The sequence below is a fragment of the Saccharothrix sp. BKS2 genome (genome assembly GCF_047689505.1).
Lineage (GTDB): Bacteria > Actinomycetota > Actinomycetes > Mycobacteriales > Pseudonocardiaceae > Actinosynnema > Actinosynnema lopnurensis.
This window is the reverse complement of record NZ_JAUQOL010000012.1, coordinates 282,900-306,793: the sequence shown is the minus strand read 5'-3', so window position 1 is coordinate 306,793 and position 23,894 is coordinate 282,900. Positions and strand designations below refer to the sequence as shown.

27 protein-coding genes are annotated in these 23,894 nt (G+C 72.7%); 19 read left to right on the top strand and 8 right to left on the bottom strand.

What is annotated here, in order from left to right:
- The first annotated feature begins 44 nt into the window (after positions 1-44).
- The 8 genes from Q5530_RS26195 (at position 45) to Q5530_RS26160 (ending at position 5,550) form a co-directional block, all read left to right on the top strand.
- Positions 45-632: a lipid droplet-associated protein gene (locus Q5530_RS26195; protein WP_415365406.1), complete on the top strand. Its 588-nt coding sequence runs from the start codon at positions 45-47 to the stop codon at positions 630-632.
- The gene (gene xseA / locus Q5530_RS26190; protein WP_415365405.1) at positions 625-1,926 is read left to right on the top strand and encodes an exodeoxyribonuclease VII large subunit; all 1,302 of its coding nucleotides are present in this window, start codon (positions 625-627) and stop codon (positions 1,924-1,926) included. The genes Q5530_RS26195 and xseA overlap by 8 nt, the downstream gene beginning before the upstream one ends.
- Positions 1,907-2,311 (top strand): sugar ABC transporter substrate-binding protein, encoded by a 405-nt coding sequence (locus tag Q5530_RS26185; protein WP_415365404.1) that lies wholly within the window; start codon positions 1,907-1,909, stop codon positions 2,309-2,311. The genes xseA and Q5530_RS26185 overlap by 20 nt, the downstream gene beginning before the upstream one ends.
- The gene (locus Q5530_RS26180) at positions 2,308-2,547 is read left to right on the top strand and encodes an exodeoxyribonuclease VII small subunit (protein ID WP_415365403.1); all 240 of its coding nucleotides are present in this window, start codon (positions 2,308-2,310) and stop codon (positions 2,545-2,547) included. Before Q5530_RS26185 ends, Q5530_RS26180 begins: the two co-directional genes overlap by 4 nt.
- 94 nt (positions 2,548-2,641) lie before the next feature.
- On the top strand, positions 2,642-3,691 hold the full coding sequence (glpX, locus tag Q5530_RS26175) for a class II fructose-bisphosphatase (RefSeq protein WP_415365401.1): 1,050 nt from the start codon (positions 2,642-2,644) through the stop codon (positions 3,689-3,691).
- Positions 3,692-3,825: 134 nt separating this feature from the next.
- Entirely contained in the window at positions 3,826-4,593 is a 768-nt protein-coding gene (locus tag Q5530_RS26170; RefSeq protein WP_380642888.1) for a S1 family peptidase, read from the top strand.
- A 199-nt stretch (positions 4,594-4,792) separates the two neighbouring features.
- Positions 4,793-5,116, top strand: coding sequence for a L,D-transpeptidase (locus Q5530_RS26165; RefSeq protein WP_415365400.1), 324 nt, complete (start codon positions 4,793-4,795; stop codon positions 5,114-5,116).
- A complete protein-coding gene (locus Q5530_RS26160) occupies positions 5,113-5,550 on the top strand; it encodes a L,D-transpeptidase (protein ID WP_415365398.1) in 438 nt (145 codons plus the stop codon). The genes Q5530_RS26165 and Q5530_RS26160 overlap by 4 nt, the downstream gene beginning before the upstream one ends.
- A 45-nt stretch (positions 5,551-5,595) precedes the next feature.
- On the opposite strand, the gene Q5530_RS26155 is transcribed toward Q5530_RS26160, so the two are convergent.
- Entirely contained in the window at positions 5,596-6,567 is a 972-nt protein-coding gene (locus Q5530_RS26155) for an NAD(P)/FAD-dependent oxidoreductase (protein ID WP_415365397.1), read from the bottom strand.
- A gap of 65 nt (positions 6,568-6,632) precedes the next feature.
- Here Q5530_RS26155 and Q5530_RS26150 point away from each other — a divergent pair, with 65 nt between their 5' ends.
- The 3 genes from Q5530_RS26150 to Q5530_RS26140 all read left to right on the top strand — a co-directional run bounded on the left by Q5530_RS26150 (position 6,633) and on the right by Q5530_RS26140 (position 11,233).
- On the top strand, positions 6,633-8,027 hold the full coding sequence (locus Q5530_RS26150; RefSeq protein ID WP_415365396.1) for a class II fumarate hydratase: 1,395 nt from the start codon (positions 6,633-6,635) through the stop codon (positions 8,025-8,027).
- A 147-nt stretch (positions 8,028-8,174) separates the two neighbouring features.
- Complete coding sequence (locus tag Q5530_RS26145) at positions 8,175-9,740, top strand: ATP-dependent DNA ligase (RefSeq protein ID WP_415365395.1); 1,566 nt, start codon at positions 8,175-8,177, stop codon at positions 9,738-9,740.
- A gap of 53 nt (positions 9,741-9,793) precedes the next feature.
- Complete coding sequence (locus Q5530_RS26140; protein ID WP_415365394.1) at positions 9,794-11,233, top strand: GuaB1 family IMP dehydrogenase-related protein; 1,440 nt, start codon at positions 9,794-9,796, stop codon at positions 11,231-11,233.
- Between the two features lie 81 nt (positions 11,234-11,314).
- On the opposite strand, the gene Q5530_RS26135 is transcribed toward Q5530_RS26140, so the two are convergent.
- Positions 11,315-12,604 carry a PhoH family protein gene (locus Q5530_RS26135; protein WP_380642876.1) on the bottom strand — a complete coding sequence of 430 codons (1,290 nt, stop codon included), beginning with the start codon at positions 12,602-12,604 and terminating at the stop codon, positions 11,315-11,317.
- 497 nt (positions 12,605-13,101) lie between these two features.
- Complete coding sequence (locus Q5530_RS26130) at positions 13,102-14,337, bottom strand: DUF885 domain-containing protein (RefSeq protein ID WP_415365393.1); 1,236 nt, start codon at positions 14,335-14,337, stop codon at positions 13,102-13,104.
- 234 nt (positions 14,338-14,571) lie between these two features.
- Here Q5530_RS26130 and Q5530_RS26125 point away from each other — a divergent pair, with 234 nt between their 5' ends.
- Entirely contained in the window at positions 14,572-14,907 is a 336-nt protein-coding gene (locus Q5530_RS26125; protein ID WP_415365392.1) for a hypothetical protein, read from the top strand.
- A 622-nt stretch (positions 14,908-15,529) separates the two neighbouring features.
- On the top strand, positions 15,530-15,862 hold the full coding sequence (locus Q5530_RS26120; protein WP_415365391.1) for a hypothetical protein: 333 nt from the start codon (positions 15,530-15,532) through the stop codon (positions 15,860-15,862).
- Between the two features lie 204 nt (positions 15,863-16,066).
- On the opposite strand, the gene Q5530_RS26115 is transcribed toward Q5530_RS26120, so the two are convergent.
- The gene (locus Q5530_RS26115; RefSeq protein ID WP_415365449.1) at positions 16,067-16,813 is read right to left on the bottom strand and encodes an isoprenyl transferase; all 747 of its coding nucleotides are present in this window, start codon (positions 16,811-16,813) and stop codon (positions 16,067-16,069) included.
- Positions 16,814-16,981: 168 nt separating this feature from the next.
- On the opposite strand from Q5530_RS26115, the gene trhA reads away from it, so the two are divergent.
- Both trhA and Q5530_RS26105 read left to right on the top strand, forming a co-directional pair.
- Positions 16,982-17,608, top strand: coding sequence for a PAQR family membrane homeostasis protein TrhA (gene trhA, locus Q5530_RS26110; RefSeq protein ID WP_415365448.1), 627 nt, complete (start codon positions 16,982-16,984; stop codon positions 17,606-17,608).
- Positions 17,605-17,943 (top strand): hypothetical protein, encoded by a 339-nt coding sequence (locus Q5530_RS26105; RefSeq protein WP_415365390.1) that lies wholly within the window; start codon positions 17,605-17,607, stop codon positions 17,941-17,943. The genes trhA and Q5530_RS26105 overlap by 4 nt, the downstream gene beginning before the upstream one ends.
- Here Q5530_RS26105 and Q5530_RS26100 read toward each other — a convergent pair.
- From Q5530_RS26100 to mca, 3 genes are all read right to left on the bottom strand, one after another.
- Positions 17,940-18,938 carry a M1 family aminopeptidase gene (locus tag Q5530_RS26100; RefSeq protein ID WP_415365389.1) on the bottom strand — a complete coding sequence of 333 codons (999 nt, stop codon included), beginning with the start codon at positions 18,936-18,938 and terminating at the stop codon, positions 17,940-17,942. The genes Q5530_RS26105 and Q5530_RS26100 overlap by 4 nt on opposite strands.
- A gap of 298 nt (positions 18,939-19,236) precedes the next feature.
- Complete coding sequence (locus Q5530_RS26095; RefSeq protein WP_415365388.1) at positions 19,237-19,527, bottom strand: hypothetical protein; 291 nt, start codon at positions 19,525-19,527, stop codon at positions 19,237-19,239.
- Entirely contained in the window at positions 19,524-20,405 is an 882-nt protein-coding gene (gene mca, locus Q5530_RS26090; protein ID WP_380642862.1) for a mycothiol conjugate amidase Mca, read from the bottom strand. Before mca ends, Q5530_RS26095 begins: the two co-directional genes overlap by 4 nt.
- A gap of 111 nt (positions 20,406-20,516) precedes the next feature.
- On the opposite strand from mca, the gene Q5530_RS26085 reads away from it, so the two are divergent.
- Both Q5530_RS26085 and greA read left to right on the top strand, forming a co-directional pair.
- Positions 20,517-20,927 carry a DUF4307 domain-containing protein gene (locus Q5530_RS26085; protein WP_380642860.1) on the top strand — a complete coding sequence of 137 codons (411 nt, stop codon included), beginning with the start codon at positions 20,517-20,519 and terminating at the stop codon, positions 20,925-20,927.
- A 186-nt stretch (positions 20,928-21,113) separates the two neighbouring features.
- Complete coding sequence (gene greA / locus Q5530_RS26080) at positions 21,114-21,608, top strand: transcription elongation factor GreA (protein WP_380642911.1); 495 nt, start codon at positions 21,114-21,116, stop codon at positions 21,606-21,608.
- Between the two features lie 72 nt (positions 21,609-21,680).
- Here the strand turns inward: greA and Q5530_RS26075 are convergent, their stop codons facing one another.
- The gene (locus Q5530_RS26075) at positions 21,681-22,175 is read right to left on the bottom strand and encodes an Lrp/AsnC family transcriptional regulator (protein ID WP_415365387.1); all 495 of its coding nucleotides are present in this window, start codon (positions 22,173-22,175) and stop codon (positions 21,681-21,683) included.
- A gap of 73 nt (positions 22,176-22,248) precedes the next feature.
- Between Q5530_RS26075 and hppD the strand changes: the two genes are divergently transcribed.
- Positions 22,249-23,430 (top strand): 4-hydroxyphenylpyruvate dioxygenase, encoded by a 1,182-nt coding sequence (hppD, locus tag Q5530_RS26070; protein WP_380642857.1) that lies wholly within the window; start codon positions 22,249-22,251, stop codon positions 23,428-23,430.
- Positions 23,431-23,639: 209 nt separating this feature from the next.
- Positions 23,640-23,873: a hypothetical protein gene (locus tag Q5530_RS26065; protein ID WP_380642855.1), complete on the top strand. Its 234-nt coding sequence runs from the start codon at positions 23,640-23,642 to the stop codon at positions 23,871-23,873.
- The last annotated feature ends 21 nt before the right edge of the window (positions 23,874-23,894 follow it).

The following is a 23,894-nucleotide window of genomic DNA, read 5'->3' as shown; positions in this document are numbered from 1 at the left end:
GCCACGTGTAGGCATCGGGCGGCCGACTGCGGCAGGCTGTAGCCATGAAGCCACTGCCGCTGCCCGTCCGCCTCGCCGCGGGACTCGCGGTCACCGCCGTCGAGCAGGCCCGCAAGCTGCCGCACCAGCTCGTGGGTCTGCCGGTGACCGTCGTCAGCGAGGCTCTCCAGCTGTCCATGCGGGTCCAGCAGCGGGTGACCGAGCTCGCAATCAAGGGCGACGACGTGCTGTCGGTGCTGCGGCCGGCCGACCAGGAGCCCGAGTGGGCGACCTTCGACGAGGACGGGACCGCGGCCACGGACGTCGACGTGGACCCGGCCCCGGTCGCGGTCCCGGACCTGGGCGTGGTCCCGGACCTGGGCGTGGTCCCGGGCGCCGGGCTGGACACCGACGACGGGGGTCCGGGCGCCGAGGACCCGTGGGCCCAGGAGGAACGGGCCCTGGCCGCCGAACCGCCCGCGGTGCTGCCGAACTACGACGAGCTGACGCTGCCGCAGCTGCGGGCGCGGCTGCGCACGCTGTCCGCGCCGGACCTGGAGCAGCTGCTCGCCCACGAGCGCACGCACGCCGCGCGCCCCGAGTTCACCGGGATGCTGACGCGCCGCATCGCGAACCTGGGGTCCGGTGGCTGAGGAGAGGTCCAGTCCGGAGAACCCGTGGCCGGTGCGGACGGTCGCGCGCAAGATCTTCGACTGGATCAACCGCCTCGGCGACGTGTGGGTGGAGGGCCAGGTCACCCAGCTGAGCGCCCGGCCCGGCACGTCGACCGCGTTCCTCACCCTGCGTGACCCCTCGGCGGACATGTCGATGCAGCTCACCGCGCCCGTCGGCGTGGTGCGCGAGCTCCAGCTGACCGAGGGCAGCCGCGTGGTGGTGCACGGCAAACCGCACTTCTACCCCAACCGCGGCACGCTCAGCCTGCGCGTGGACGAGATCCGCCAGGTCGGCATCGGCGAGCTGCTGGCCCGGATCGAGCGGGTGAAGAAGCTGCTGGCCGCGGAGGGGCTGTTCGACCCGCGGCGCAAGCGCAGGCCCCCGTTCCTGCCCAACAAGATCGGCCTCGTCACCGGGCGGACGTCGGCCGCGGAGCGGGACGTGCTGACCAACGCGCACGCCCGGTGGCCGGGCGCGCGGTTCCGGGTGGTGAACGTGGCCGTGCAGGGCGTGTCGGCCGTGCCGCAGATCCTCACCGCACTGTCGACACTGGACCAGGACTCCGAAGTGGACGTCATCGTGCTGGCGCGCGGCGGCGGCAGCGTCGAGGACCTGCTGCCGTTCTCGGACGAGGCGCTGTGCCGGGCGGTGGCGTCCTGCCGCACGCCGGTGCTGTCGGCGATCGGGCACGAGCCGGACTCGCCGCTGGTGGACCACGTCGCGGACGTGCGCTGCTCCACGCCCACCGACGCGGGCAAGCGGGTGGTGCCGGACGTGGCGGAGGAGACCCAGCGGGTCCGCCAGATGCGCGACCGGGGCCGCCGCGCCTTGCACGGCTGGGTGGACCGCGAGCACCGGCTGCTGGCGTCGCTGCGCACCAGGCCGGTGCTGGCCGACCCGCACGGCCCGCTGGACCGGCGCGCCGAGGACGTGGACCGGCTGCGGGAGCGGGCCCGGCGCGCGGTGCGCAACCGGCTCGACTCGGAGGCGGCGGGGCTGACCGCCACGCGGGCCCGCTTGACGACCCTCGGGCCCGCCGCCACGCTGGCCCGGGGGTACGCGGTGGTGCAGCTCGTCACACCGGGGGGCGAGGTGGGCGGGGTGCTCCGGTCGACCTCCCAGGCGCCCCCGGGCGCCTTCCTGCGGGTGCGCGTGGCCGACGGGACCGTGCACGTGGTCGCGATCGGCGGCGGGGACGGTCGTCCGATGATTACCGACGAGCACGGCCACCGGTCGGAGGAAGGAGGCGGTGGTGCCGAACCCGGCACGTGAGCCCACGTTCCTGCCCTTGACGATGGCCGCCGCGGTCGACGACGACGAGGGCGCGCGCACCGTGCGCGACCGGGCGGAGTTAGCCGACCGGGCCGCGGCCGACTGCTGGCTGGCGCTGGTGGCGGGCTGCGCGTCCGGTCGGGCGGCGCTGGTGGAGCGCCTGCACGACCTGTCCGAGGCGACCTCCGGCTACGCCGGGGTGCGGTGGTGGCTGGGCCGCGGCTCGGTGCACCGCACGCGCGTCGCCGCCGCCGCGCACCGCATCGACGACGCGGTCCGCGAGGGCGACGGCGCGGAGTTCGCCGAGGCGTTCATCGGCTACGACCAGGCGGTGGCCTCGGTCGTGGCCCACGTACGGAGCAGAGTGGGGAAGTCGGTCACGTGAACGAGCCCGCAGCCGGTGCGCCGGCCGTCGAGGAACTGGGCTACGAGCAGGCCAGGGACGACCTGGTGGAGGTGGTCCGCAGGCTGGAGGCCGGCGGCCTGTCGCTGGACGAGTCGCTGCGGCTGTGGGAGCGGGGCGAGGCGCTGGCCAAGACCTGCGAGCGGCTGCTCGCGGGCGCCCGCGAGCGGATCGATCAAGCGCTGGGTGTGACCGAGGAGGACGTGGCCGGGACGTGACCACGTGCGAGGATTGGTCTACCGACCGGTAATCGACCTCCGCGGTCCCACCCGGTCGGCGAACCAGTCCGGCAGCCTCACGAGGGAGCGCCACATGACCAGCAGCCCGTCCGAGCGTCGTCGCGAAGCACCCGACCGGAACCTCGCGCTGGAGCTCGTCCGGGTGACCGAGGCGGCCGCGATGGCCGCCGGGCGCTGGGTCGGCCGGGGCGACAAGAACGGCGGCGACGGCGCGGCCGTGGACGCCATGCGCAAGCTCATCGGGACGGTCTCGATGCGGGGCGTGGTGGTGATCGGCGAGGGCGAGAAGGACGAGGCGCCCATGCTGTTCAACGGCGAGGAGGTCGGCGACGGCAACGGGCCGGAGTGCGACGTGGCCGTGGACCCGATCGACGGCACCACGCTGATGGCCAAGGGGATGCCGAACGCGCTGGCGGTGCTCGCGGTGGCCGAGCGCGGCGCGATGTTCGACCCGTCCGCGGTGTTCTACATGGAGAAGCTGGCCACCGGGCCGGAGGCGGCGGACGTCATCGACATCACCGCCCCGATCGGGGAGAACATCCGGCGGGTCGCCAAGGCCAAGCACGGCGACGTCTCCGACGTGGTGGTGTGCATCCTGGACCGGCCTCGGCACGAGTCGATCGTGCGGGACGTGCGCGCGGCGGGCGCCCGCATCCAGTTCATCTCCGACGGCGACGTGGCGGGCGCGATCGCGGCGGCCCGCCCGAACACCGGCATCGACCTGCTGGTGGGCATCGGCGGCACGCCCGAGGGCATCATCGCGGCGGCGGCGCTGAAGTGCGTGGGCGGCTCGATCCAGGGCAGGCTGTGGCCGAAGGACGACGAGGAGCGGGAGCGGGCGCTGGCCGCCGGGCACGACCTCGACCGGGTGCTGACCACCGACGACCTGGTGAGCGGCGACAACGTGTTCTTCTGCGCGACCGGCGTCACGGACGGCGACCTGGTGCGCGGCGTGCGCTACCGGGCGGGCGGCTGCACCACGCAGTCGATCGTGATGCGCTCGAAGTCCGGCACGGTGCGCATGATCGACGGGTTCCACCGGATGGACAAGCTCCGCGAGTACGCCTCGGTGGACTTCGACGTCCCCGCGGGCGACCAGGGGGCCCTGCCCCCGCTGCCGTGACCCCGGCGCCGCCGGGACCGGTTGTCAACTGTCAATCCGCGTTACCGGCCGATCGGCTGTGTTGATCACGCAGCGTTCATCCCTAGTTTCCGATTCGTGCCCGGCAACCCTGCGCCGGGTACGGAGAGGAAACGATGAAGGTTCGTACCCTGTTCACCGCTTTCGCGGTGGCGATCGGCGCGGCTCTCGCGGGCGCGGCCGGGGCGGCGGCGGCCCCGGCGGCGGACGGCGAGGTCACCCCGTTCATCGTGGGCGGCGGCAACGCCACGCAGACCTACTCGTTCATGGTGTCCCTGCAGAGCACCTCGGGCAGCCACTTCTGCGGCGGCTCGCTGATCAAGGCCAACTGGGTGGTCACGGCCAAGCACTGCGTGCAGGGCCGCTCGGCGTCGTCGATCCGGGCCCGCATCGGCACGACCAACCGCACCAGCGGCGGCACGGTCGCGACCGGCGCCCAGGTCGTCGTCCACTCCAGCTACGACATCGCGCTGGTGCGCCTGTCCACCTCGGTGAGCCAGGCGCCGATCTCGGTGGCCTCGTCCTCGGGCGCGACCGGCACCGCCACCCGCATCATCGGCTGGGGCCAGACCTGCGCCCCCGCCGGCGGCTGCGGCGCGCCGGTGACGCTCCAGGAGCTGAACACCTCGATCGTCTCGGACGGCAGCTGCTCGGGCATCTACGGCTCGTACGAGATCTGCACGAACAACCCCGGTGGCCGGGCGGGCGCCTGCTACGGCGACTCGGGCGGTCCGCAGATCAAGTCGGTGGGCGGCGCGTGGCAGCTGATCGGCGCCACCAGCCGCGCGGGCAACAACAGCTCCACCTGCGCCACCGGCCCGTCGATCTACATGGACGTGCCGGCGTTCCGCTCGTGGATCAGCCAGTACGCGGGCACGGTCTGACCGCTCCCCGCACCGGCGTTCGAGGGCCGTCCCACCTCCGGGTGGGGCGGCCCTTCCCGATTCGTCACCGGGCGGGCCGACCGCCGCTCCGCCCGCCGCTCCGTCCACTTCGGACTCGGCGGCGCCGTCCGCGCCCGCCGGCCCCCCACCGCCGCACCCACTCGGAACCGACCGCGGCGCCGACCACGACCACGGCCCGGTGCCGACCACCTCCGGCCGCCCCGGTCACGAGACGCCGGTGGGCACGTTCTCGGTGCTGTGGAAGGCGCGCGACGACCGGAGCCGCCCCTACAACGCGCCCATGCCGTTCTCCACCTACTTCGTGGGCAACGGCATCGCGTTCCACGAGGGCAGCCTGGTCGAGCAGTCGCACGGGTGCGTCCACCTGTCGCGCGAGGCCGCCGCGAAGCACTTCGAGACCCTCCGGGTCGGGGCGCGGGTCCAGGTGACGGTCTGGGAATGTGAGCGGTTTGGGTCACACCTACCCCGGGGTAGCCGAAGGGCGAGGGGTGATTCGAGATGAAGAAGACGCTCGGTACTGCAACGGTTGCAGCGGCCGCGGCGGCCTTGTCCTTCGGCCTCGCGGTCCCCGCCACCGCCTCCACCGGCACGCCGTGCTCGATCCCGAACGGGGCGTGCGTGAAGTTGTCCACCAACCAGGCGTGGCTGATCTACAACGGCAGCGCGAGTTACGGTCCCGTCGCGGCGTCCCACGGGATGCCGGGGTACGAGACCCCGGTCGGCACGTACCCGGTGCTGCGCAAGGTGAAGAACGACTGGAGCGTGCCCTACAACGGACCGATGCCCAACTCGGTGTACTTCACCACCACCGGCATCGCGTTCCACCAGGGCGACACCGCGTCGCAGTCCCACGGCTGCGTGCGGCTGGGCCCGCAGGATTCGTTGACGTTCTACGACAACCTCTTCCCGGGCGAGCAGGTGCAGGTGGTGGCCTGACCGTCCCGGTGGTCCCCCGCCCCCGCCCGGGGGCGGGGGACCCGCTCAGCCCGCGTTGCTGGAGTGGCCGGGGAACAGGTGCGCCCCCGGCTTGAGCAGCACGGCGATGTTGTTGACCGCGGTGGCCGCCTCGCCGAAGCCGGTGGCGATCAGCTTGACCTTGCCGGGGTACTGGGCGACGTCGCCCGCCGCGTAGACGCGGTCGCGGGCGGTGCGCATGGTGGTGTCCACCACGACCGCCCGGTGGTCCAGCTCCAGGCCCCACGACTCGATCGGCCCGAGGTCGGCGGTGAAGCCCAGCGCGGCCACCACCGCCTGCGCGGGCAGCACCGTGCGCCCGCCGCCCTTGAGGCCCAGCTCCACCTCGGCCAGCTCCGGGTCGCCGCGCAGCTCCAGCACCTCGGCGTCGGTGACGACCGGCACCCCCAGGTCGCGCACCTGCCGCACGGTCGGCGGGTGGGCGCGGAAGGTGGCGCGGCGGTGCACCACGGTGACGCTCGCCGCGATCGGGGCCAGCGCCAGCGCCCAGTCGAACGCCGAGTCGCCGCCGCCGACGACCACCACGTGCTGACCGGTGTGCGCGGCGAGCGCGGGCACGAAGTGGACCACGCCCCGGCCCAGCCAGCCGTCCCCGGCGGGCAGCGGCCGCGGCGTGAACTCCCCCATGCCGGCCGTGACCAGCACCGCGCCCGCCTTCACCACCGCGCCGTCGGCCAGGCCGACGTGCAGCCGGTCGTCCACAGTGGACAGCGTGCGGGCCTGGCGGCCGAGCAGGTAGGTCGGCTTCCACTGGTCGGCCTGCCGCACCAGCCCGTCGACCAGCTCGCGCCCGCGCACGGCCGGGAACCCGGCCACGTCGAAGATCATCTTCTCCGGGTACATCGCGGTGACCTGACCACCCGCCTCGGGCAGCGCGTCGACCAGCGCGACGGACAGGTCCCGGAAACCCGCGTAGTAGGCGGCGAACAACCCCGTGGGGCCCGCGCCCACGATGAGCAGGTCGACCTCAAGGTCCATGACGAGGACCATAGGTGTTCCGCGCCACCGTGCCCAGTTAGGCAAGGCGGTCCAAACTCGGTGTCATGGGCGAACAGGAGTACCGCGTCGAGCACGACACCATGGGCGAGGTCCGGGTGCCGGTCGACGCGCTGTGGCGTGCGCAGACGCAGCGCGCGGTGGAGAACTTCCCGATCTCCGGACGGGGTCTGGAGCGCGCGCAGATCCGGGCGCTGGGCCTGCTGAAGGCGGCCGCGGCGCGGGTGAACGAGCGGCTGGGGGTGCTGGAACCCGAAGTGGCGGGCGCCATCGCGGCCGCCGCCGACGAGGTGGCCGGCGGCCGGCACGACGCGCACTTCCCGGTGGACGTGTTCCAGACCGGGTCGGGCACCTCGTCGAACATGAACGCCAACGAGGTGATCGCCACCCTGGCGAGCCGGGCGCTGGGCCGGGACGTGCACCCGAACGACCACGTCAACGCCTCCCAGTCGTCCAACGACACGTTCCCGACGACCCTGCGGGTGGCCGCGACCGAGGCCGTGGCGCGCGAGGTGATCCCGGCGCTGGAGCACCTGGCGGGCGTCCTGGAGGCCCGCGCCGCGGACTGGACCTCGCTGGTCAAGTCGGGTCGCACGCACCTGATGGACGCCGTGCCGGTCACCCTGGGCCAGGAGGTGGGCGCGTGGGCCACCCAGGTGCGCCACGGCGTCGAGCGGCTGACCTCGTCCCTGCCCCGCCTGGCGGAGCTGCCGATCGGCGGCACGGCCGTGGGCAGCGGCCTCAACGCGCCGGCGGGCTTCGGCGCGGCCGTCTCGGCGGAGCTGGCGGCGACCACCGGCCTGCCGCTGACCGAGGCGCGCGACCACTTCGAGGCCCAGGCCACCCAGGACGGCGTGGTCGAGGTCTCCGGCCAGCTCCGGGCGACGGCCGTGGGCCTCTACAAGATCGCCAACGACCTGCGCTGGCTGGGCTCCGGCCCCCGCACCGGCCTGGGCGAGCTGGCCCTGCCGGACCTCCAGCCGGGCTCGTCGATCATGCCGGGCAAGGTCAACCCGGTGATCCCCGAGGCGGCGATGATGGTCGTCGCCCAGGTCATCGGCAACGACGCGGCGGTGGCGTTCGCGGGCTCGCAGGGCAACTTCCAGCTCAACGTGATGCTGCCGGTGATCGCCCGCAACGTGCTGGAGTCGTCCCGCCTGCTGGCCGCCGTCGCCCGCCTGCTGGCCGACAAGGTGCTGACCGGCGCCGAGCCGCAGGTGGAGCGGATGCGCGAGTACGCCGAGTCCTCCCCCTCCATCGTCACCCCGCTGAACCGCTACCTGGGCTACGAGGAGGCGGCGTCGATCGCCAAGCAGTCGCTCAAGGAGCGCAAGACCATCCGCGAGGTGGTCCTGGAGCGCGGCCACGTCCCCGCGAAGCTCACCGAGACCCAGCTGGACGAGGCCCTGGACGTCCTCCGCATGGCCACCGGCCACCCCTGACCCCGCGCGAGTCGTACGCCCAGACCCCGCGAGTCGTACGCCCAGGACCACCGTGTCGTACGTCCAGGACCACCGAGTTCAACGCTCAGGACTTTGGGCCCCGCGCTTGATCAGCCCCTGTCGGTGGTCCGGTGCACCATGGTGGGCGTGCTGTTCACCGAAGTGGTCGAGACGTCCGCCGCCGTCGGGGCGACGCGCTCCCGCCTGGCCAAGGTCGGGGCGCTGGCCGACCTGGTCCGCCGGACGGGCACGCCCGCCGTGGTGTCGTTCCTGGTGGGCGTGCCCAGCCAGGGGCGCATCGGGGCGGGCTGGCGAACGGTGCTCGACCTCGACGTGCCGCCCGCCGCCGAACCCTCGCTCACCGTGTCCGACGTCGACGGGGCGCTGGGGGACTACGCCGCCCTCGGCGGCAAGGGCTCGGCGGCGCGGCGGGTCGAGGCGCTGCGCGCGCTGTTCTCCCGCGCCACCGCCGCCGAGCAGGACTTCCTCAAGCGCCTGCTCACCGGCGAGCTGCGGCAGGGCGCCCTCGAAGGGGTGATGCTGGACGCGATCGCCCAGGCCGCCGAGGTGCCCGGCGAGGTGGTGCGGCGGGCGTTCATGCTCTCCGGCAGCCTGCCCGCCACCGCCGTGGCCGCGCTGGCGGGCGAGGCCACGCTGGCGGCGTTCCGGCTGGAGGTGGGCCGCCCGGTCCGGCCGATGCTCGCCTCCCCCGCCGAGTCGCTGCCGGAGGCCCTGGCCGAGCTGGGCGAGACCGCGGTGGAGCACAAGCTCGACGGTGCGCGCATCCAGGTGCACCGGGACGGCGACGTGGTCCGCGTCTTCACCCGCACGCTGCGCGAGGTCACCTCGACCGTCCCCGAGCTGGTCGACCTGGTCCGCGGCCTGCCGTGCGACTCGGTGGTCCTGGACGGCGAGACGCTGGCCCTCACCGACGACGGCAGGCCCCGCCCGTTCCAGGAGACGATGAGCCGCTTCGGCGCCCTGCTGGACGCCGCGGCCGGGCGACGCGGTTCGGCCGGGAGCACCAGGGACCTGCTGCTCAGCCCGTTCTTCTTCGACTGCCTGCACCTCGACGGCCGCGACCTGCTCGACGAGCCGCTGCGCCACCGGCTGGACGCGCTGCGGCGGGTCGCCGGCGACCACGTCATCCCCGGCCGGGTGCGGCCGACCGCCGACCAGGCCGCCGCCGTGCTCGACGAGGCGCTGGCCGCGGGCAACGAGGGCGTGGTGGTCAAGGCCCTGGACTCGGTCTACGCCGCCGGCCGCCGCGGCCGGGCCTGGCAGAAGGTGAAGCCGGTCCACACCCTCGACCTGGTGGTGATCGGCGTCGAGTGGGGCGGCGGCAGGCGCCGGGGCCTGCTGTCGAACCTGCACCTGGGCGCCCGCGACCCCGACGGCGGTCCGCCGGTCATGGTCGGCAAGACGTTCAAGGGCCTGACCGACGAGCTGCTGGCCTGGCAGACCCGCGAACTCCTGGCCCGCTCGACCTCGGACGAGAACGGCGTGGTCACCGTGCGCCCCGAGCTGGTCGTCGAGATCGAGCTGGACGGCGCGCAGGTCAGCACCCGCTACCCCGGCGGCGTGGCGCTGCGGTTCGCCCGCGTGGTCCGCTACCGGCCGGACAAGGAGCCGGCCGACGCCGACACCCTCGACGCCGTGCGGGCCCTGCTGCCCGGCGCCGGTCCGGCGGGAGGTGGCGCCACGACCCCGTGAAGTCGGCGCACGACCAGGACGGACGGGCCCCGGAGGGGTATCGTCAGGTTCTCGTGCGATTCATCGAAGGGCATCGGCCCAGCTACGACCTGACCTACGACGACGTGTTCCTCGTGCCCGGCCGCTCGGCCGTGGACTCGCGGTTCGGCGTCGACCTGTCGACCGCCGACGGCACGGGCGCCACCATCCCCGTCGTGGTCGCCAACATGACCGCGGTGGCCGGGCGGCGGATGGCCGAGACGGTGGCCCGGCGCGGCGGCCTGGTGGTGCTGCCGCAGGACGTGGCGCCCGAGGCGGTGGCCGAGATCGTCGGGTGGGTCAAGGAGCGCCACCCGGTGTGGGACACCCCGCTGACGTTGGCCCCCGGCGACTCGGTGGCGGACGCGCTGAACCTGCTGCACAAGCGGGCCCACAACGCGGTCGTCGTGGTCGACGGCGACGGTCGGCCGGTGGGCGTGGTCGACGAGGCCTCGTGCGCCGGGGTGGACCGCTTCACCCGCCTGCGCGACGTGGCCGACGAGCGCCTCACCACCCTGCCGATGGACACCGCCCCGCGCGGGGTGTTCGACGCGCTGACCGGCGGCACCCGGCACGTCGCGCTGGGCGTGGACGACCGGGGCCGGCTGCGCGGCGTGCTGACCGCCCTGGGCGCGCTGCGCGCCGACGTCTACCAGCCCGCCCTGGACGGCGCGGGCCGGCTCCGGGTGGTCGCCGCGATCGGCGTGAACGGCGACGTCACCGCCAAGGCCGGGGAGCTGCTGGCGGCCGGGGTGGACGCGCTGGTGGTGGACACCGCGCACGGCCACCAGGAGAAGATGCTCGCCGCGCTCAAGGCCGTCCGCGAGGCCGGGCCGGCCGTGCCGGTGGTCGCGGGCAACGTGGTCACCGCCGAGGGCGTCCGCGACCTGGTCGAGGCGGGCGCGGACATCGTCAAGGTCGGCGTCGGCCCCGGCGCCATGTGCACCACCCGGATGATGACCGGCGTGGGCCGCCCGCAGTTCTCGGCCGTCGCCGAGTGCGCCGCGGAGGCCCGCCGGCTCGGCAGGCACGTGTGGGCCGACGGCGGCGTCCGGCACCCGCGCGACGTGGCCCTGGCCCTGGCCGCCGGCGCCGCCAACGTCATGGTCGGCTCCTGGTTCGCGGGCACCTACGAGTCGCCCGGCGACCTCCAGCGCGACGAGCAGGGCCGGCTCTACAAGGAGTCCTTCGGCATGGCCTCCAAGCGGGCCGTCAGCGCCCGCACGCGCACCGACAACGCGTTCGACCGGGCGAGGAAGGGCCTGTTCGAGGAGGGCATCTCCACCTCGCGGATGCGGCTGGACCCGCTGCGGCCCGGCGTGGAGGACCTGCTCGACTCGATCACCGCGGGCGTCCGCTCGGCCTGCACGTACGCGGGCGCGCAGACCCTGGAGGAGTTCCACGAGCGGGCCACCCTGGGCGTGCAGAGCGCGGCCGGGTTCGCCGAGGGCCGGCCGCTGCCCTCGGGGTGGTGAGCCGCTAGGCGGGTCCGGTGGCCCGCCCGCGCGGGGCGGAGGGGCCCGCGCGGGCGAGCCCCTCCCCCGGTCACCGGCGCGTCAGAGGGTGTAGTCCTCCAGCATCTCGGTCACCAGCGCCGCGATCGGCGAGCGCTCCGACCTGGTCAGCGTGACGTGCGCGAACAGCGGGTGGCCCTTCAGCTTCTCGATCACCGCCAGCACGCCGTCGTGCCGCCCGACCCGCAGGTTGTCGCGCTGCGCCACGTCGTGGGTGAGCACCACCCGCGAGTTGGCGCCCAGCCGCGACAGCACGGTCAGCAGCACGTTGCGCTCCAGCGACTGCGCCTCGTCCACGATCACGAACGAGTCGTGCAGCGACCGACCGCGGATGTGGGTCAGCGGCAGCACCTCCAGCATGCCGCGGTCCATGACCTCCTCCAGCACGTCCTGGCTCACCAGCGCGCCGAGGGTGTCGAACACCGCCTGCGCCCACGGCTGCATCTTCTCGGTCTCCGAACCGGGCAGGTAGCCCAGCTCCTGCCCGCCCACCGCGTACAGCGGGCGGAAGACCACGACCTTGCGGTGCTGGCGGCGCTCCATGACCGCCTCCAGGCCCGCGCACAGCGCGAGCGCCGACTTGCCGGTGCCGGCCCGCCCGCCCAGCGAGACGATGCCGACCTCGGTGTCCAGCAGCAGGTCCAGCGCCACGCGCTGCTCGGCGGAGCGGCCGTGCAGGCCGAACGCCTCGCGGTCGCCGCGCACCAGCCTGACCCGCTTGTCCGGGGTGACCCGGCCCAGCGCGCTCGACGTGCCCGCGAGCAGCCGCAGCCCGCTGTGGCACGGCAGCTCGGCCACGTGCGCGAGGTCGAACGGCACCGGGTCGACCGAGCCCTCGCGGTACAGGGCGTCCACCACCGCCTGGTCGACGTCCAGGTCGGACATGCCCGAGTAGCCCGACAGCGCGACGTCCTGCGCCCGGTACTCGTCGGCGGCGAGGCCGACGGCACCGGCCTTGACGCGCAGCGGCATGTCCTTGGTGACCAGCGTGACGGCGTTGCCCTCGGCCGCGAGGTTGAGCGCGCAGGCCAGGATCCGGGCGTCGTTGGAGTCCGTGCGGAAACCCGCGGGCAGCACCTCCGGGTCGGAGTGGTTGAGCTCGACGCGCAGGGTGCCCCCGAGGTCGCCGATGGGCACCGGGTTGTCCAGCCTGCCGTGCTTGAGCCGGAGGTCGTCGAGCAGGCGCAGCGCCTCCCGGGCGAACCAGCCCAGTTCGGGGTGGTGCCGCTTGCCCTCCAGCTCGCTGATCACCACGAGCGGCAGCACGACCTCGTGCTCCGCGAACCGCGTGGTGGCCAGGGGGTCGGAGAGCAGCACGGAGGTGTCCACCACGTACGTGTGAACCGAGGGCGCACCCCGGCGCCGGGACGTGCTGCGCGATGAGCCTGAGGAACGGCTCGCGGGTCGTCGTGCGTTCACGGCAACTCCTCGCGAACGCGGCACCCGCATCCGCTCCTCGCTGGGCCAGGCAACCACCCCGATCGACCGGTCCGCCTCACTCGCTCAGGCGCACCGGCCACGAAGGCCGGGTGCCGGCCCCCTCGCGCTCGTCGTCGCCGGTCTGGCCGGCGATTCCACAACAGCCACGATCAGGGCCTCCCTGCGCGGTCCGCAGTGGACGCGTCCCGCCAACCGGAAGTTACCTCCGCCGGTCCCTCTTATGCAGGCAGCCACACAGGTGATTCGCCGATTCGTCACCTGGCGGCAAAACCCGCGAAAGACGCCCACCGGGGGTGCTCCTGCCGGAGCGGGGGCGTCACCTCGGCGCAACACCGCCTCGTCCGCGCAGCTCAGGGGCGTTGCGCCGGACGCCGGGGGCGGGGTCGCGCTCAGTCACGGGGCAGCCGGGGCACACCCGCCTCCACCTCCCGCTGGAGGGTGCGCGGCACCAGCGGTTCGTCCAGCAGCCTCAGGTACCGGTCACTCAGCGTGTCGGACGGTGACCGAAGGTCCAACCACGCCCGGACCAGCCGCACGCCCTCGACGTAGGTGGTGGTGTAGGCGCGCCACAGCGGGTCGGCCAGGAAGCGCAGCATGTGCCGCGCCCGCCGCTCGGGCACCAGCAGCCAGCGGCGCAGGAAGTCGACCACGTCGTCCGGGTGGGCGCGCCGGTCGTGCAGCATCAGCGCGGCGTCCTGGCGCACGGTGAGCAGCCCCGCCAGCGCGCCCTCGACGCGCTCGACCAGCTCGCCGTCGACCCGCACGCCCAGGTCGGCCATGATCTCCCCGGTCCAGCGGCCCCAGCCCCGGCCCACCACGGCGTGCAGGCCCAACTCGGCCATGCCCTCGGCCATCAGGCACTGCGGGGTGTTGATCAGGAACAGCGCCTGCTCGGCGTGGCCGCGCTTGCCGACCAGGCCGACCTCCTTGCGGCAGTGCTCGGTGTGGTGGCCGGGGTAGGACTCGTGGGCGACCAGGTGCGGCAGGTTCGACACGCGGTGGCCCAGGTCGGCGTTGACCGCCACCCGCGAGCGGAAGCCGCCCAGGTAGTAGTTGAACCCGCTCCACGGCTTGTCGGTGACGACCTCGTACTCCACCACCTCCTCCGCCGGCAGCTCGTACCGCTCGCGGACGCGGTCGCGCAGCGCGCTGGACAGGGCGTGCACGGCGGGGGCCAGCAGGCGGGGCGGCACCTCGTCCAGCGCGCGGTGGTCGGCCAGCCGCGCGGTCAGGGAGCCGTCGCCGGGCAGCAGCTCGTCCAGCTCCGCGTGGGCGCGGCGGTAGGTGTCGGGGTGGCCGGGCGCGATGTCGACCTGGAAGTAGGCCCGGACCTCGTCCACGAAGCCGACCCGCACCCCGGCGAGCTTGCGCGCGGTGGTCTCGACGGCCGTCAGGTGGGCGTCCAGGAAGCGGCGGCGCTCCGGTTCCAGGTCGTCGACCCGGGCCAGCTCGCGGCGCAGCACCGCGGCGCGGTCGGCCAGGTTGGCCGGGTGGGGGCGCGGTTCGTCGTCGACCCGGCGGCGCAGCGCGCGGTCACCGGTGAAGGAGTCCACCAGGCCGGGCGCCAGCCTGCCGAGCCGCAGCCCCAGCAGCAGGTACTCCCGCACGATCGAGTCGCCGTCCACGGCCTGGAGACGATACGAGATGGCCGCCCGATTTACCACAGGGCTCGGGGACGACGCGAATCGTGCGTGAAAAGAACACTCCTCCGGGGGACAAGTACCCCGGGGGCCATCACACAATGGTGTTAGAGGCATCCGGCCGGGGCCCCGAATTCGATAGTTTGCCCGCGACGAACCCGCACGCGCGATTCGGCGACAGCGGACCACCGGGGAAACCCACGGATACAGGAGAGCGAAGTGCTGAAGAAGACAAGCACCGTCGCCGCGGTCGCGGCCGGCCTCATGATGCTCGGGTCGCCCGCGTTCGCACTGGCCGGCGAGCCCTACGAGCACAGCATGGGCTGGGGCAGCCAGACCGCCATCGGCGAGCTGAACTCCTACTACGCCGAGGGTGAGGGCGACGAGGTCGCCGACCAGTTCGGCCTCATCAACTTCGGCAACGACTCCGACCTGGCGAGCAACATCAACCTCTGCCAGATCGAGGTCAACGTGATCGGCATCCCGGTCGCGTCGCAGAACGACGAGGGCGGCTGCATCAACACCGACAACGACGACAACGACGACAACGGCTGATCCGTTCCGCCTGGTGTCGTAGCCGGGGCGGTGGTCCGCGATGCGGGCCACCGCCCCTTTTCGCGTTCCCGGGCCCGGTGTTCCGGGGTTCGCCGTTCTCGGGCTCGGCGTTCCCGGGCCCTTCGCTTCGGTGCGGCGGTTTCTCCGGTTCGACCTTTCACCCACTCCGCATTCAGGTGAAACCGTGATTGCGGTCACGCGATACCCGCCTTCCCTGGAGGCACGCGATCGGGGCTCACCCCGCCCTCTCACCACCCTGGACTCACCCTTGCCGGGCAGCGGCACCGCTCTCCATGACCGCGACCAGGCATTATCGATTTCCTCCAATACGGAGCGTGCGGAACGCCCGCTCTAATCACCCATTAGTGGGTAGCACAGTCGGGAAATGCGTTGCTGTGGAATAGCGCCGCCCCCGAAGGGCATGGTTCTTACCCGGGGCGACATAGCCAACAAACTGACCAAGAAATAGTTCACACGATGGTGTTGGCGGACTGGCATCAGCGCCGCAGTTGGGTAAATTACCGATGCGAGGGCATCACAGCCTGAGCCGCCAGATTCCCCGGAATGCTCGACAGGGATTACGGGGGTCACCACAAAATCCCACCAGAGGAGTGTGTTCCACATGTTGAAGAAGGCAGGCGTCATCGCCATGGCCGCTGCTGGCCTCGTGATGCTGGGCTCTCCGGCCTTCGCGGCCCCCGGCCACGGCCACGACGGTTGGGGCAGCAGCACCGCGATCGGTGAGCTGAACTCCTACTACGCCGAGGGCGAGGAGGGCGAGGTCGCCGACCAGTTCGGTCTGCTGAACTTCGGCAACGACTCCGACCTGCTCCAGGGCCTCAACGTCTGCGAGGTCGAGGCCAACGTGATCGCGGTCCCGATCCTGTCGCAGAACGACGAGAACCTCTGCCTCAACAGCGACAACGACGACAACGACGGCAACGGCGGCGAGTGATTCGTCGGCCAACCGGCCAGCGTTGAAGTCTCGAAAGGCGGCACTCCCCACCGGGGGTGCCGCCTTTCGGCGTGGCGGGGTTCCCGGCTTCGGGTTCTTCGGGTGCGGGGTTCTTCGGGCGAGGGGCTTCGGCCCACCGGGTTCTGGCTCCTCAGGCGGCCGGGCCCTCAGGCAGCCCGAGCCCTCAAGCGGCCGCCGCGACCCTCAGGACCCGAACCGGCGGTGCCGCAGCGCGTAGTCGCGCAGGGCGCGCAGGAAGTCGGTCCGGCGGAACTCCGGCCAGTACGCCTCGCAGAACCAGAACTCCGAGTGCGCCGACTGCCACAGCATGAACCCGGACAGCCGCTGCTCCCCCGACGTGCGGATGAGCAGGTCGGGGTCGGGCTGACCGGAGGTGTAGAGGTGCTCGGCGATGTGGTCCACGTCGAGGACCTCGGCCAGCTCCTCGATCGTCCCACCGGACTCGGCGTGCTCCAGCAGCAGCTTGCGCACCGCGTCGGCGATCTCCTGCCGGCCGCCGTAGCCGACCGCGACGTTGACCTCCAGACCCGTGCGGGAGCGGGTGCGCAGCGACGCGGCGGACAGCCGGGCGGCGGTCTCGGTGGGCAGCAGGTCGAGCGCGCCGACGTGCCGGACGCGCCACGGGTTGCCCGGTTCGGCCAGCTCGTCGACGATGTCGGCGATGATGGTGAGCAGCGGTTGCAGCTCCTCGGCCGGCCGGTCGAGGTTGTCGGTGGACAGCAGCCACAGCGTGACCACCTCCACCTCGGCCTCGCGGCACCAGGTCAGCAGCTCCAGGATCTTGCGCGCGCCCGCGCGGTGGCCGTGCGCGACGTCGGCGAAGCCCGCCTCCTTGGCCCAGCGGCGGTTGCCGTCGAGCACCACGCCGACGTGACGTGGTCGCTGCTTGCCGTCGAGCCACCGGTTCAGCCGGTACTCGTAGATCGGCAGGAGGAGCTTGTCCTTGATGCGTTCGCGCAGACCCACGCTGGAAGAGCGTACGCCGCGTGGGACCGGTCACTCCGTTGCGTGGTGCCGAGCAACTTACGGTCCCGTAACCTCGAGCGGGTGACCACGTCCACGCTCCCGCAACCCCCGGCTCCCGCACTGCGGCCGCGTATGCGCGGCTGGCTGCACCTCTGGTCCTTCCTCGTCTCCCTGGTGACAGGCGCGGCGCTGATCACCCTGGCCGCGACCACCTCGTCCCCGAAGGCCACGCTGGCGACGTCCGTCTACGGCGTCACGGTGCTCGGCCTGTTCGGTGTGAGCGCGCTCTACCACCGGGTCAACTGGGTCAGCGCACGGGCGCGGACCTGGATGAAGCGCCTCGACCACTCCATGATCTTCGTGTTCATCGCGGGCACGTACACGCCGTTCGCGCTGCTCGCGATGGCCCCGGCCACGGGCAACGTGGTGCTGACCGTGGTGTGGGTCGGCGCGCTGTGCGGCGTCACGCTCAAGCTGGCCTGGCCGCACGCGCCGAGGTGGCTGGGCGTGCCGATCTACATCGCGCTGGGCTGGGTGGCCGTGTTCGTGCTGCCCGACCTGCTGCACCACGTGGGCGTGGGCGCGCTGGTCCTGCTCCTGGCCGGCGGCCTGCTCTACACCGCGGGCGCCGTGTTCTACGCGACGCGCTGGCCGAACCCGTGGCCGCAGGTCTTCGGCTACCACGAGTTCTTCCACGCGGCGACGGTGCTGGCGGCGATCTGCCACTACATCGCGATCTGGTTCGCGATCTACGCGTGACCGCGCCCACGCACACGACCTCCGTCACGGGCCGGGCCGTGCGGTGGGTCGGCGACGAGCCGTTCCCCGGTCTGGTCGAGGTCCAGCTCACCGACGCGCACGGCGTCGTCTGGAGCATGGTCGACAAGGCGCCCGTGTTCGACGACGAGGACCGGCTGCGCGCCAACACCGCCTACCCGGTCGAGGTGCAGGTGGGGTGCGAGGTCGTCGGCCGGGGGCGGTTGGACGACGGCACCGAGGTGGTGACCGTGTCGACCCGGCTGCCGTGGGGCATCGAGGCGGCGGGCGGGCGCACCGAGTTCCTGGTGGACGTCCACCAGGTGGTCACGCACTAGCCCCAGCGCGCCTCGAACTCGGCCGGCTCCGCGTGGCGGTGGGCCAGCTCGGCGAACACCGCCCGCAGCCCGCGCAGCAGCCCCTCCCGGCCCACCCGGGCCTCGACCTCCAGCAGCCGGTCCAGGTACGGCCGGTAGGGGAGGTCGGGCGCCGGCGGGTCGCGCCAGGTGTCGTCGCCGGGCCGCTCGGCCTCGGCGAACAGCCTGCTCAGGTACACCGCCAGACCCTCGACCAGCCAGATGTCGGTGTCGACCAGGTTGCCGGACCACGCGTGCGCGACCTCGTGCGCGATCACGGTCGTCGCGTACCGGAGGTCGTCGAACCGGTCGAGCGCGCCCTCGTCGAACACGATCAGGCCCTGCGTGGACAGCGCCAGCAGCGACAGGTCGTGCACGAACACCAGCTCGCACTTCGGGTACGGGTAGGGCGCGAGCAGCTCGGAGAAGAACGCCAGCGAGCGGTCCACCAGGTCGGTCACCCGGGTCGCGTCGAACCCGGCCCGCGACCTCGGCACGTGCACCGACGGCGCGACCTCGACGAACGGCCCGGCCGCCGCCGCGACCCAGGCCGGCGCGGTCGGGGCCGTGGGCGCGAAGGTGCGGACCTCGCCGCCGTCGACCACGGGCAGCCCGTTGGCCAGGCACTTCCACGCGGGCGGCACGACGGCGGTCAGCGTGACGGGCGCGCGCAGCCGGTGGTCGGCGGAGTGGCCGAGGCTCTGCGGCGCGCGGTGGGGGTTGGGCGCCGCGTACAGGTAGACCTGGCCGTCGACCGGGTCGGTGACGCGGCGGAACCCCGGCCTCGCGTAGGGGAACAGGGCCTCGACGCGCAGCCCGCCGGACTCCCGCCGCGTCGGGACCAGCGCCTCGCCGAACACCTCCACCGGCTCCGGCTCGCCCCGGAACCGCAGCGTGGCGCGGCCGCGCACCCCGTCCGCCGCCGGGTCCAGCCGCCAGGTCAGGTCGTACGCCTCCACCTCGACCAAGGTGATCACCCCTTGATCCACGTTACGCGAAGCCGCACTTGTGCGTGGTCGGTGTCGCGCCAGGTCAGGTCCCTGTCGGGGAAGCGGAGGCGGGTGCCGGGGCGGTCGGTGCGCGGAGGCCGGGCGGGGGCGCCAGGGCCGGGCGGCCAGGTCCGGCGTCGAGCAGCCGCCGGGGCGGGGGCGGCGAACCCGCCCTCGGGCGTGCACCGGTCGCGGAGCGGACCCCGGCCGCCGCCAGGGCGACCCGCGCGGCGCGTACCGGTGCGCCGGGCCCGCGACCCGTCACCCCACCGTGCACCCCAGCGGGCTACGGCCGGTCCTTCCCGGCCACCTCGCCCTCGGCCTTCCCGCTCCCGGCCTTCCCGTCCTCGGCGGGCTCCGGGTCGTCGAACGACGCGGGCACCCGCTTCAAGTGCTTGTTCATCGACTTGACCAGGAAGAACACCGCGATCAGGAACACCACCAGCAGCAGCAGCCCGAGGGGCGAGGACTTGCCGAAGTCCTCCTGCTGCCCGCCGGGGTCCTTCTCGGTCGACGGCTGCTGCGCCAGCACCAGCGCCGTGGTCTGCTCCAGGGGGATCGGAGCGAGGGCGGTCACGCGGTCACCTTCTCGTGGATCCCGGCGAACAGGTCGTCCTCCGGCAGGGTGCTGTCGACCAGCGACCTGGCCAACTCGTACTCCTCGGTCGGCCACACCTCGCGCTGCATCTCCAGCGGCACGGCGAACCAGCGGCTCTCCGGGTCGATCTGCGTCGCGTGCGCCTTCAGGGCCTCGTCGCGCACCGGGAACCAGTCGGCGCACTCGACCCGGGTGGTGACGCGCTCCATCACGTCCGGGCGGTCCGAGCCCCAGCCCGCGAGCCACTCGGCGTACGGGGACTCCAGGTCGGCCGCGAGCAGCGCCTCGTGGAACGCCAGCAGCTTCGCGCGGGAGAAGCCGTGGGAGTAGTAGAGCTTGAGCGGCTGCCACGGCTCGCCCAGCCCGGGGTAGCGGTCCGGGTCGCCCGCCGCGTCGAAGGCGGCGATCGAGACCTCGTGGCAGCGGATGTGGTCGGGGTGCGGGTAGCCGCCGTTCTCGTCGTAGGTGACGATCACGTGCGGGCGGAACTCGCGGATCACCTCGACCAGCGGCGGGGTGGACTCCTCCAGCGGCTTCAGCGCGAAGCAGCCCTCCGGCAGCGGGGGCAGCGGATCGCCCTCGGGCAGGCCCGAGTCGACGAAGCCCAGCCAGCGGTGCCGCACGCCGAGGATCTTCGCGGCCCGCGCCATCTCCTCGCGGCGGATCTCCGCCATGTTCTCCAGCACGTCCGGGCGGTCCATGGCGGGGTTGAGGACGCTGCCCGCCTCCCCGCCCGTGCAGGTGACGACCATCACCTCGTGCCCCTCGGCCACGTACCTGGCCATCGTGGCGGCGCCCTTGCTGGACTCGTCGTCGGGGTGCGCGTGCACCGCCATCAGGCGCAGCTTCTCAACCATGACGGTGGTGCTCCTCCTCGGGACCTGCCGAACGGGGTCGATCGAACCCCTGCGACACTCAACGCGGTCGCGAGCGGCCATTGTTCCCCACGGGCAGGAAGGCGTTGGCAAGTGGCACTGCCGGAAGGTCGGTACGGCAAGCCCCGGCGCCCCGCGTCCCCGTGGATCCGCTGGTCACTCGCCGTGATCGCGGTGCTGATCGGCTCCCTCGTCGCCTGGGTGGGTTACCAGAACCTGGGCACCAAGCCCGTGGAGGGGAAGCAGACGGCGTTCGAGGTGCTCGACGACAGCTCGGTGGAGATCACCTTCGAGGTGGTCCGGCAGACCCCGGAGGACGCCGTCGTGTGCATCGTCCGGGCGCGGTCCCAGGACGGCGACGAGGCGGGCCGCCGTGAGGTCCTGGTGCCCCCCGGCGCCGATTCCGTGCGCGGCACGACGGTGCTGAAGACGTCGAAACCACCCGTGACCGGAGAGGTGTTCGGGTGCTCTTATCAGGTTCCGGAGTACCTGTCCACGAGGTAGCGGCCAAGCGGGTGATCTGCGGGTTTGCCCGCCGGTTCGGGGAACAAAACCGCGTCCTGGCACGTTGACGTCGTGTTACTCTGGCCTTTCAGCACGGCCCCGACGCGGGCCGTGTTTTTCCGTTCCGGGTTGGTGCGCCCGGGAACTGCCAGCCCACCCGTGGGCCTGGAGCAAGACGAGGAGTTGGTGCCCGTGAGCGACACCGAGGTGACCTGGCTGACCCAGGAGGCCCACGACCGGCTCAAGGCTGAGCTGGACGAGATGATCGAGAACCGCCCGGTCATCGCCGCGGAGATCAACGCCCGTCGCGAGGAGGGCGACCTCCGCGAGAACGGCGGGTACCACGCGGCCCGCGAGGAGCAGGGCAAGCAGGAGGCCCGGATCCGGCAGCTCCAGGAGCTGCTGCGCGTCGCCAAGGTGGGTGAAGCGCCTACGGTGAACGGAGTCGCCGCCCCCGGCATGGTGCTCACCGTGCGTTACGAAGGCGATGACGAGACCGAGGAGTTCCTGCTCGCCACGCGTGAAGAGGGCGCCCACGGCGCGCTGGAGGTCTACTCCCCCTCGTCCCCGCTGGGCAAGGCGTTGCTCGGCGCCAAGGAAGGCGAGACGCGGGAGTACGAACTGCCCAACGGCAGCACCATGAAGGTGACGCTCATCAAGGCCGTGCCCTACTCCGGCTGATCGCGCTGAACCGAGGAGGGGCGGCCACCGCGGTGGCCGCCCCTTTTGCCGCGCGCTCCCGCGTCCTCCCGATCAGCGGATGCGTTCGAGCAGGGGCCGCACGCGGGGCGGGACGGGCGTGGACAGCGCGATCGACGTGGACAGCCGCCGCACGCCCGGCACGTCCACGATCGAGTCGATCACCCGCTGGAGGTCGGCGTTCGACCGCGCCACCACCCGGGCGAACAGGTCGCCCTGGCCGGTGGTGGCGTGCACCTCGCACACCTCGTTGATGGCGGCCAGCCCGTCGCACACCTCCTGCCGCCGGCCCTGGGCGATCTCCAGCACGGCGAACGCCGTCAGGCCGTACCCCATCGCGGCCAGGTCCAGCGCGGGCGGGAAGCCGGTCAGCACGCCCCGCGCCATCAGCCGGTCCAACCGGGCCTGCACCGTGCCCCGCGCCACGCCCAGCCGCCGCGAGCACTCCAGCACCCCCAGCCGGGGCTCGTCGGTGAGCAGCAGCAGGAGCCGCGCGTCGAGACCGTCCACGACCTGGTCAGAGTGTTCACCTTGCGGGTCGGAAGCCATGGGCAACTGTACAACCTGACCAGCGAACCAAGAGACTGTTGCTCACCCTGCCCAGCCGACACATCCTGGGGGTATGACGCAGCAGCTTGACGACGTGAGCTACGACCAGCTCCGCCAGCTCGTGGGCCTGGTCGACTACGACGGGACGCGGGACCCGTTCCCCGTCCGCTCGATGGACGCCGTGGTCTTCGTGGTCGGCAACGCGACCCAGACCGCCTGGTTCTACCAGGTCGCCTTCGGCATGCAGCTCGTCGCGTACGCCGGTCCGGAGACGGGGCAGCGGGACCACAAGTCCTTCGTCCTGAAGTCCGGCTCGGCGCGGTTCGTGATCAACGGCGGCGTGGCGCCGGACAGCCCGCTGCTCGACCACCACCGCAGGCACGGCGACGGTGTGGTGGACCTCGCGCTGGAGGTCGACGACGTCGACCGGTGCGTCGAGCACGCGCGGTCGCAGGGCGCCACCGTCCTGGACGAGCCGCACGAGGTGAGCGACGAGCACGGCACCGTGCGGATCGCCGCCATCGCGACCTACGGCGAGACCCGCCACACCCTGGTCGACCGGTCCCGCTACACCGGGCCCTACCTGCCGGGCTACGTGGTCAAGGAGAGCACGGTCGTCCGGCCCGAGGGCGCGCCGAAGCGGCTGTTCCAGGCGGTCGACCACTGCGTGGGCAACGTCGAGATCGGCCGGATGGACTACTGGGTCGAGTGGTACAACCGCGTCATGGGCTTCGTGAACATGGCGGAGTTCATCGGCGACGACATCGCCACCGACTACTCGGCCCTGATGAGCAAGGTCGTCTCCAACGGCAACCACCGGGTGAAGTTCCCGCTCAACGAGCCGGCGATCGCGAAGAAGAAGTCGCAGATCGACGAGTACCTGGAGTTCTACGAGGGCGCGGGCGTGCAGCACATCGCGCTGGCCACCAACGACATCGTCGCCACGCTGAAGGCCATGCGCGCGGCGGGCGTCGAGTTCCTGGAGACGCCGGACTCGTACTACGACGACCCGGAGCTGCGGGCGCGCATCGGCGAGGTGCGCGTGCCGATCGAGGTGCTCAAGGAGCACCGCATCCTGGTCGACCGGGACGAGGACGGCTACCTGCTCCAGATCTTCACCAAGCCGATCGGCGACCGGCCGACCGTGTTCTACGAGCTGATCGAGCGGCACGGGTCGCTGGGCTTCGGCAAGGGCAACTTCAAGGCGCTGTTCGAGGCGATCGAGCGGGAGCAGGAGCGCCGGGGCAACCTGTAGCGGCGAGGCGCGGGCAACCTGTAGCGACAACAGATCCGCGACAACGGGAACCGTCGGGGTGACCTCCGACGTTGATCCGGCAACGGGCCGGTCCGGGCACCCCCGGGCCGGCCCTCGCTGTCGGCGGGCTGACGATGCCCCTGCCGGGTGTGCCGGGACCGGTACCCTCGGTGCGGGGTGTCCCACACGGCATTGACCTGGAGGGTGGCATGGCGCTCGCGGTACGGGTCACCGCGGTGCTCCCGCTCGTCGGAGCGCTGGCCACGGCCGCGGCGCTGACGGGCGCGGCCTTCTTCACCGTGACCCAGGCGGGGTGCGCGGAGACCGGCCGGTTCGTGGAGCGCGGGGGCGTGGTCGAGTTCGAGGGCGGCTGCGTGGACGGGCACGAGCTGCCCGCCGTCCCGCCGCCGGTGGAGAACGCGCGGTACGACGTCAAGCCCTGACCGCCGGACCGTGCTCCACGA

Coding starts and splice junctions, on each gene's coding strand:
- Q5530_RS26195 (WP_415365406.1), top strand. CDS start 45: ATGAAGCCACTGCCGCTGCCCGTCCGCCTCGCCGCGGGACTCGCGGTC.
- glpX (WP_415365401.1), top strand. CDS start 2,642: ATGACCAGCAGCCCGTCCGAGCGTCGTCGCGAAGCACCCGACCGGAAC.
- Q5530_RS26170 (WP_380642888.1), top strand. CDS start 3,826: ATGAAGGTTCGTACCCTGTTCACCGCTTTCGCGGTGGCGATCGGCGCG.
- Q5530_RS26160 (WP_415365398.1), top strand. CDS start 5,113: ATGAAGAAGACGCTCGGTACTGCAACGGTTGCAGCGGCCGCGGCGGCC.
- Q5530_RS26155 (WP_415365397.1), bottom strand. CDS start 6,567: ATGGACCTTGAGGTCGACCTGCTCATCGTGGGCGCGGGCCCCACGGGG.
- Q5530_RS26150 (WP_415365396.1), top strand. CDS start 6,633: ATGGGCGAACAGGAGTACCGCGTCGAGCACGACACCATGGGCGAGGTC.
- Q5530_RS26120 (WP_415365391.1), top strand. CDS start 15,530: ATGTTGAAGAAGGCAGGCGTCATCGCCATGGCCGCTGCTGGCCTCGTG.
- trhA (WP_415365448.1), top strand. CDS start 16,982: ATGCGCGGCTGGCTGCACCTCTGGTCCTTCCTCGTCTCCCTGGTGACA.
- mca (WP_380642862.1), bottom strand. CDS start 20,405: ATGGTTGAGAAGCTGCGCCTGATGGCGGTGCACGCGCACCCCGACGAC.
- Q5530_RS26075 (WP_415365387.1), bottom strand. CDS start 22,175: ATGGCTTCCGACCCGCAAGGTGAACACTCTGACCAGGTCGTGGACGGT.
- hppD (WP_380642857.1), top strand. CDS start 22,249: ATGACGCAGCAGCTTGACGACGTGAGCTACGACCAGCTCCGCCAGCTC.
- Q5530_RS26065 (WP_380642855.1), top strand. CDS start 23,640: ATGGCGCTCGCGGTACGGGTCACCGCGGTGCTCCCGCTCGTCGGAGCG.